Source organism: Pseudomonas sp. NPDC087346 (assembly GCF_044744235.1).
Taxonomy (GTDB): Bacteria; Pseudomonadota; Gammaproteobacteria; order Pseudomonadales; family Pseudomonadaceae; genus Aquipseudomonas.
Genome location: NZ_JBIUXX010000119.1, coordinates 1 through 7,394 on the forward strand (window position 1 = coordinate 1; position 7,394 = coordinate 7,394).

Below are 7,394 nucleotides of genomic sequence, written 5' to 3' on the forward strand. Positions count from 1 at the left end.
ACCAGTTACGCCCGGGAATGACCCGGCCGCAAGTACGGTTTATCATGGGCAACCCTCTGCTGACCGACACGTTCCATGCCAATCGCTGGGATTATCTGTACAGCCTGCAACCCGGTGGCGGTGAACGCCAACAGGAACGCGTCAGCGTTATCTTTAACTCCAACGACCAGCTTGTCAGCCTGTCGGGCGACTTCATGCCCGGTGTGAGCCGTGACGAAGCCATTCTCGGCAAGGACAGTGGCACTAACGTGACCGCTCCTGTTGAAAACACCGAGAAGCCAAAACCGGAAAAACCGGTCAAGCCAGGTTCTTTGCTGGATCAGATCCAGAAAGACGTGGACGGTGTAGAAACCGTTCCGGTTCCAACACCAGAACCGCTGGACACCTCGCCGCAGTAATTCGCGAGGCAATAAAAAACCCGGAAATCCCGGGTTTTTTATTGCCTGCTATTTAGCAGCTTACTGATTACGCGCCTTGGCTTCGGCAGCCTTGGCCGCTCGCAAGCGTCGAACTTCTTTCGGATCGGCCAGCAGCGGCCGATAAATTTCGATCCGCTCCCCGGCCTGAACCAAGCGAACCTCGGGATCAGCGACCACTTTGCCGAAGATCCCTAACGGACAACTCGCCAGATCCAGTTCAGGAAACTCGGCTTCGATGCCAGATTCGAGCAGCGCCGCACGGACGCTCAGGCCCTCAGCCACACTGACCGTGCGCAAAACCTGACGATCCACGGCGGCATACACCACCTCAATCTCGATCACCGGCTCAGCCACTTATCTGCTTCGCACGCTGGCAGAACGCGTCCACCAGCGTATTGGCGGCCTGATTGAACAACGGCCCGAGCGTCGCCCGAACCAGCGGCCCGGCGTAGTCGAACGACAGATCCAGGCTGATCTTGCAGGCTTTTTCGTTCAGCGCCTTGAACACCCAGATGCCATGCAACTGGGTGAACGGGCCCTCTTCCAGATTCATCTCGATGGACTGCCCCGGCACTAGCGTATTGCGTGTGACGAAGTGCTGACTGAGGCCGCCCTTGGCCACGCCAACGCTGGCCCGCATGAACTCCGGCGAGCTTTCCAGCACCTCGGCCGCCGAACACCACGGCAGAAACTCCGGGTAACGCGCCACGTCGTTGACCAGGTCGTAGAGCAACTGCGCCGGATAAGGCAGCAGCGCCGAGCGTTGAATATGTGTCGTCATGTAAGCGTTACTTCCAGAGCTGAGCGGCAAACACTACAAGAATGCCGATAGGCGCCACGTAGCGCATCAAGAACAGAGACAGGGCAAACAGCGCAGGATTGCGGATCGACAGCTCGTCGCGCACCGCTTCACGCCCCATCACCCAACCGGCAAACAATACAAAACACAGTCCACCGAGCGGCAACATGATCCGCGAGGTGAAGAAATCGATCACGCCAAAGAAGTCGAGACCGCTCGCCGCACCCCATTGGTAGAGATGGAACGAGCCGCCTTCGTTCACGAAAAATTTCGCCTGCTTCCAGATATTGAAGGAAAACACGGTTCCCAAACCCACGAACCAGCAACTGAATGCCAGCCAGAACGTGACCCAGGCGCGGCTGATTTTCGTGCGCTCAACCAGATAAGCAACCATCGGTTCGAGCAGGGAAATCGCCGAACTCCATGCCGCAACCGCCACCAGCACGAAAAACACCACGCCCATCAACTGACCGAATGCCACGTTACCGAAGGCAAATGGCAGACTGACGAACATCAGGCCAGGGCCTTCGCTCGGGTTCAAACCGGCTGCAAACACAATCGGAAACAATGCCAGACCGGCCACCAGCGAGACGAAGGTATCGAGCAGCGCAACACCAACAACGGTACCGGACAGCGACGAATCCTTCGGCATGTAGGCGCCGTAGATCATGATCGAGCCGACGCCCACGCTCAGCGAGAAGAACGCGTGGCCCATGGCGGGCAGCAAACCGTCGAGGACTTTTTCCGGGTGGAAGTCGAACATGAAATGCACGCCTTCCATGAAATGCCCGGTGGTCATGCTGTAGCCCAGTAGCACCAGAATCATCACGAACAGCAGCGGCATCATGATCCGCAAACTGCGTTCAAGCCCCGCGACCACGCCTTTGGCGATCACGATGGCCGACAGCAGCATGAATATTGTGTGCCAAAGTGTCAGGCGCCAAGGGTCGGCAATCACGTTACCGAAGTAGGCGCCGACCTGATCCGCAGTCACGCCCTGGAAGTCGCCACGCCCCATATCAATGATGTAATCCAGCGACCAACCGCCGACCACGCTATAGAAAGACAGAATCAGCAATGCCGTGATCATCCCGGCAAATGCGCCCCACGACCATTTGGTCGAGTGCCCTGCTTCCTGCGCCAGCGCCTTCAAGGCGTTGGCCGGACTCTGTCGGGCGCGACGGCCGATCAGGGTTTCAGCGAGCATCACCGGAACTCCGATCAGGGCGATGCACACCAGAAACATCAGCACAAAGGCGCCGCCGCCGTAGACCCCGACCATGTACGGGAATTTCCAAATGCTGCCCAATCCCACGGCCGAACCGGTCGCGGCGAGTATGAACACCCAGCGGCTAGCCCAACTGCCGTGGACAGAAACCTTGTCTGTCGACATCGTTTATCACGCCCAAGCGTTAGAAAAAGAGGCCGCATTGTCCGTGATTCACTCAACGTGCTCAAGCACGCAGCATCACCGTAGCCGACAACCATTTATCTCCATATAATGCCGCCCCTATGGCTAAACAGAAGAAACACCCAACAGGGACCATCGCGCAGAACAAAAAGGCGCGACACGATTACTTCATCGAGCATAAGTTCGAGGCTGGTCTGGTCCTGGCCGGCTGGGAAGTAAAAAGTCTGCGGGCGAGCAAGCTGCAACTGGTCGACAGTTACGTGCTGCTCAAGGATGGCGAAGCGTGGTTGCTCGGCAGCCACATTACGCCACTGATGACCGCAAGCACCCACGTCATCGCCGACCCGGTGCGTACCCGCAAATTGCTGCTCAACCGCCGCGAGCTGGAAAAACTCGCCGCCGCCGTGCAGCAAAAGGGTTACGCCTGCGTATGCCTGTCCTGGTACTGGAGCAAGCACATGGTCAAGTGCGAGATCGCTCTGGGCAAGGGCAAGAAGGAATACGACAAGCGCGACACCGAACGCGAACGCGACGCCGGTCGTGAATTGCAGCGTGCGGTGCGCAACAAGGGCAAGGAAGACTGACGTCTTGCGCACCTGAGAAACATCGCTGAAAGGCCAGTTCCCATGCTGGAATACATTTCAAATGTGGGAGCTGGCCTGCCAGCGATGGCGTTCGAATAGACAACGCAGATTCAAGCTCAAAAATCACATCCCCTTGCGCCGCTCCGCCCGAGCCATGCGCTGAACTTCCTGGCGCACTTCTTCCAGCACTTCCTGCACATACAGAATGTGCCGGCTGGAAACTTCCCGCGCCTGCTCCGCACGTCCTTCAATAATCGCCAGATACAATTCCCGATGCTGGGTAATCAGCATGTCGCGGGTTTCCGTACGCTGCTTGTACATGCCGCCGATGTTGGTCACGACGTTGCGCTTGAGCAAATCGAACAGCCCGCGAATGGTGTGTAGCAGCACCGCGTTATGGCTCGCCTCGGCAATCGCCAAGTGAAATTTCGCATCCGCCGCGCCCTCTTCCGTCCGGCTCACTTCGTCGTGGCGCGAATAGCAGTCCTGCAACTCTTCGAACGCTGCGGTCAGCCGTTCGCGATCAACGTCCGTGGCGCGCAATGCCGCGTAATAGGCACACGATGCCTCCAGGGTATGCCGAAACTCCAGGAGATCGCGCTGCGCCTCGGGGTTGCTCTCGAGCAAATGCAGCAATGGATCGCTGAAAGTCGAACCCAGGGTTTCCACCACATAGTTGCCGCCGCCCTGACGACTGACCAACAGACCTTTGGCCGCCAGTTTCTGGATCGCCTCACGCAACGACGGGCGTGATACGCCGAATTGTTCGGCCAGAGCGCGCTCGGCCGGCAAGCGCTCACCTGACTTCAGCGTGCCCTCAAGGATCATCCCCTCAAGTCGCTCGACAATATCGTCAGACAAACGGCGCTGACGAATCTGATCAAAGCCCATAACTCATTTCTCCACGATCCCGACCGCTCGCCGGGCTCTCTATTCTGGCCTATTGGCGCCGTGCCGGCACCTGTCAGACAGCACTTGTTCGACCAGATCAGATGTCATCTGCGCCGCTTATTCGACAAAAGTTTCAGGGCGACAAATTGACACACCGACATCAAGGCTTTTACCCTAGCCAACAGCGATTGTAAATTGGTATTACCAATTAACCAAGAACGCTGACAGTGCCTGACCAACAACAATTAGGGGCCACCCCATATGCAAACCTGGCAACAGCTCTACAGCCCGCTCGGCAGTCTCGGCGTCTCCGCACTCGCGGCCGTCATACCCATCGTGTTCTTTTTTCTCGCATTAGCAGTGTTCCGCCTCAAAGGCCACGTGGCTGGCAGCATCACGCTTGTCTTGGCAATTCTCGTCGCAATCTTCGCCTTCCAGATGCCGGTCGATATGGCCTTCGCCGCTGCCGGATATGGCTTCGCCTATGGTCTGTGGCCGATTGCCTGGATCATTGTCGCGGCGGTGTTCCTCTACAAACTGACGGTCAAGAGCGGTCAGTTCGAAGTCATTCGCAGCTCGGTTCTCTCGATCACTGACGACCAGCGCCTGCAAGTGCTGCTGATCGGCTTCTGCTTCGGTGCGTTCCTCGAAGGTGCCGCCGGATTCGGCGCGCCCGTGGCGATTACCGCCGCACTTCTTGTGGGCCTCGGTTTCAATCCGCTGTACGCCGCAGGCCTGTGCCTGATTGCCAACACCGCTCCGGTAGCGTTCGGCGCACTGGGGATTCCAATCATCGTCGCAGGGCAAGTCACCGGCATCGACGCGTTCAAGATCGGCGCCATGACCGGCCGCCAACTGCCGTTGCTGTCGCTGTTCGTGCCGTTCTGGCTGGTGTTCATGATGGACGGGATGCGCGGCGTGCGTGAAACCTGGCCAGCGGCGCTGGTTGCCGGCCTGAGCTTCGCCGTGACTCAGTACTTCACCTCGAACTTCATCGGCCCGGAACTGCCGGACATCACCTCGGCCCTGGCCAGCCTGGTCTCGCTGACCCTGTTCCTGAAAATCTGGCAGCCAAAACGCACCGCAGGCGCGCAAATCGCTGGCGCCACGTCGAGCGCAGCGATCACCGCCAGCGTCGGCGGTTTCGGTCAGAAACGCACAACCGTGGCTTCGCCTTACAGCCTCGGGGAAATTTTCAAAGCCTGGTCGCCGTTCCTGATCCTCACCGTGCTGGTGACCATCTGGACCCTCAAGCCCTTCAAGGCGATGTTCGCCGCTGGCGGCTCGATGTACGCCTGGGTATTCAACTTCGCGATTCCGCACCTTGATCAATTAGTGATCAAGACCGCCCCGATCGTCGCCATCCCGACGGCAATTCCAGCGGTGTTCAAACTCGACCCGATTTCCGCGACCGGCACGGCGATTTTCTTCTCCGCACTGATCTCGATGCTGGTGCTGAAGATCAATTTCAAAACTGGTCTTACCACTTTGAAAGAGACCTTCTACGAACTGCGCTGGCCAATTCTGTCGATTGGCATGGTGCTAGCGTTCGCCTTCGTTACCAACTATTCGGGCATGTCTTCGACCATGGCCCTGGTATTGGCCGCAACTGGCGCGGCGTTCCCGTTCTTCTCGCCGTTCCTCGGCTGGCTGGGCGTGTTCCTCACCGGCTCCGATACTTCGTCCAACGCGCTGTTCAGTTCGCTGCAAGCGACCACTGCGCACCAGATCGGCGTCAATGACACTTTGCTGGTAGCCGCCAATACCAGCGGCGGCGTAACCGGCAAGATGATTTCGCCACAGTCGATTGCCGTGGCCTGCGCCGCGACCGGGCTGGTGGGCAAGGAATCGGATCTGTTCCGCTTCACTCTCAAGCACAGCCTATTCTTTGCAACGATTGTCGGTCTGATCACATTGGCCCAGGCCTACTGGTTCACCGGAATGCTCGTGCACTAAACCGACAAGAAGCCTACAAGCAACATGGAAATAACCGACGCCGGTTCGTGATTCCGGCGTCAGCAATTCACAACCCGGTCTGTAAGGCTGCTGAAAGCAAGCGTCTCTATATTCAGCAGCCTCAGCGGACGGATAACCGGGACCACCCGGAGACACGCCTGATGAGCGAGCTTTTTTACAACGCTGTGCCGAACGCCACCCGCGTCGCACCGCCGCTGCCCGAACCGCGGCAATACCCCAGCGAGAAACCGTCGCGGGTCTTCCTGTTCGGGACGTGCGTGGTCGACTTGTTCTATCCCGAAGCCGGGATGGACGCGATCCACTTGCTGGAGCGCGAAGGCATCCGGGTCGAGTACCCGCAAGGGCAGAGTTGCTGCGGACAACCGGCCTACACCTCGGGTTACACCGAGCAGGCGCGGACGGTAGCGCGCTCGCAATTGGCGCTGTTCGCCGGGGATTATCCGGTGGTGGTGCCGTCAGGTTCCTGCGCCGGCATGCTGCGCGAACATTACGCCGACCTGTTCAAGGACGAGCCGGACACGTTGCAACAGGTTCAGGCCCTCGCGGCCCGTACCTACGAACTGGCCGAGTTCCTGCTGTTTGTCTGCAAGGTGCAGCTCAAGGACAGCGGCGAACCGGTAAAAGTGGCGCTGCACACTTCGTGTTCGGCACGCCGCGAGATGAACACCCACCTGCACGGCCGCGAGTTGTTGGCGCAGTTGAGCAACGTGGAGCGGGTCAATCATGACCATGAAAGCGAATGCTGTGGCTTCGGTGGGACATTCAGCGTCCGTATGCCAGACATTTCCGGCGCGATGGTGGCTGACAAGACCCGCTCGCTGAAGGAATCCGGCGCGCACAAGGTGTTGAGCGCCGACTGCGGCTGTTTGATGAACATCAACGGCTCGCTGGAGAAACAAAAGGAAGCGTTGCGCGGCCAACATCTGGCCAGCTTCCTCTGGCAACGAACCGGAGGTGCGAAATGAGCACCTCGACGATTATTCCTACGGTTGCCGTAGAAGAAGATTTCCGCACCCGGGCGCACAACGCCTTGGGTGATCAGCAGTTGCGAAACAACTTCCGCACTGCAATGGATTCACTGATGACCAAGCGGGCAGCGGCTTTCAGCGATGCCCACGAAAGAGAACACTTGCGTGAACTGGGCAATTCGATCCGTGCCCGCGCGCTCTCCAAGTTGCCCGACCTGCTCGAGCAACTGGAACAGAACCTGACCCGCAACGGTGTGACAGTGCATTGGGCGGAAACGGTTTAATTGTGATATGTATTGGTCTTTTCTTTAATCCTGTCTCAGGTTGAGATGAATTTTTTCTTTT

8 protein-coding genes and 1 pseudogene are annotated in these 7,394 nt (G+C 58.3%); 5 read left to right on the forward strand and 4 right to left on the reverse strand.

Annotated elements, in window-relative coordinates:
- Window positions 1–398: outer membrane protein assembly factor BamE (locus tag ACIOZM_RS30795; protein WP_401221258.1), on the forward strand; the 398-nt coding region annotated here is incomplete at its 5' end.
- Between the two features lie 60 nt (window positions 399–458).
- On the opposite strand, the gene ACIOZM_RS30800 is transcribed toward ACIOZM_RS30795, so the two are convergent.
- The 3 genes from ACIOZM_RS30800 to ACIOZM_RS30810 are packed head-to-tail and all read right to left on the reverse strand — an operon-like array spanning window position 459 to window position 2,611.
- Entirely contained in the window at window positions 459–773 is a 315-nt protein-coding gene (locus ACIOZM_RS30800; protein WP_401221261.1) for an RnfH family protein, read from the reverse strand.
- Window positions 766–1,200 carry a type II toxin-antitoxin system RatA family toxin gene (locus tag ACIOZM_RS30805; RefSeq protein WP_401221264.1) on the reverse strand — a complete coding sequence of 145 codons (435 nt, stop codon included), beginning with the start codon at window positions 1,198–1,200 and terminating at the stop codon, window positions 766–768. Before ACIOZM_RS30805 ends, ACIOZM_RS30800 begins: the two co-directional genes overlap by 8 nt.
- Before the next feature lie 7 nt (window positions 1,201–1,207).
- On the reverse strand, window positions 1,208–2,611 hold the full coding sequence (locus tag ACIOZM_RS30810; RefSeq protein WP_401221267.1) for a sodium-dependent transporter: 1,404 nt from the start codon (window positions 2,609–2,611) through the stop codon (window positions 1,208–1,210).
- Between the two features lie 119 nt (window positions 2,612–2,730).
- Here ACIOZM_RS30810 and smpB point away from each other — a divergent pair, with 119 nt between their 5' ends.
- Window positions 2,731–3,213 (forward strand): SsrA-binding protein SmpB, encoded by a 483-nt coding sequence (gene smpB / locus ACIOZM_RS30815; protein ID WP_007915208.1) that lies wholly within the window; start codon window positions 2,731–2,733, stop codon window positions 3,211–3,213.
- Window positions 3,214–3,336: 123 nt separating this feature from the next.
- Here the strand turns inward: smpB and ACIOZM_RS30820 are convergent, their stop codons facing one another.
- Window positions 3,337–4,104, reverse strand: coding sequence for an FCD domain-containing protein (locus ACIOZM_RS30820; RefSeq protein WP_401221269.1), 768 nt, complete (start codon window positions 4,102–4,104; stop codon window positions 3,337–3,339).
- A 261-nt stretch (window positions 4,105–4,365) separates the two neighbouring features.
- On the opposite strand from ACIOZM_RS30820, the gene ACIOZM_RS30825 reads away from it, so the two are divergent.
- The 3 genes and pseudogenes from ACIOZM_RS30825 to ACIOZM_RS30835 form a co-directional block, all read left to right on the forward strand.
- Complete coding sequence (locus ACIOZM_RS30825; RefSeq protein WP_401221272.1) at window positions 4,366–6,060, forward strand: lactate permease LctP family transporter; 1,695 nt, start codon at window positions 4,366–4,368, stop codon at window positions 6,058–6,060.
- A 161-nt stretch (window positions 6,061–6,221) separates the two neighbouring features.
- A complete protein-coding gene (locus ACIOZM_RS30830; protein WP_401221275.1) occupies window positions 6,222–7,046 on the forward strand; it encodes a (Fe-S)-binding protein in 825 nt (274 codons plus the stop codon).
- Window positions 7,043–7,330, forward strand: a pseudogene (locus ACIOZM_RS30835) ((Fe-S)-binding protein); the annotation flags it as partial. The gene ACIOZM_RS30830 and the pseudogene ACIOZM_RS30835, both read left to right, overlap by 4 nt.
- Window positions 7,331–7,394 lie beyond the last annotated feature (64 nt).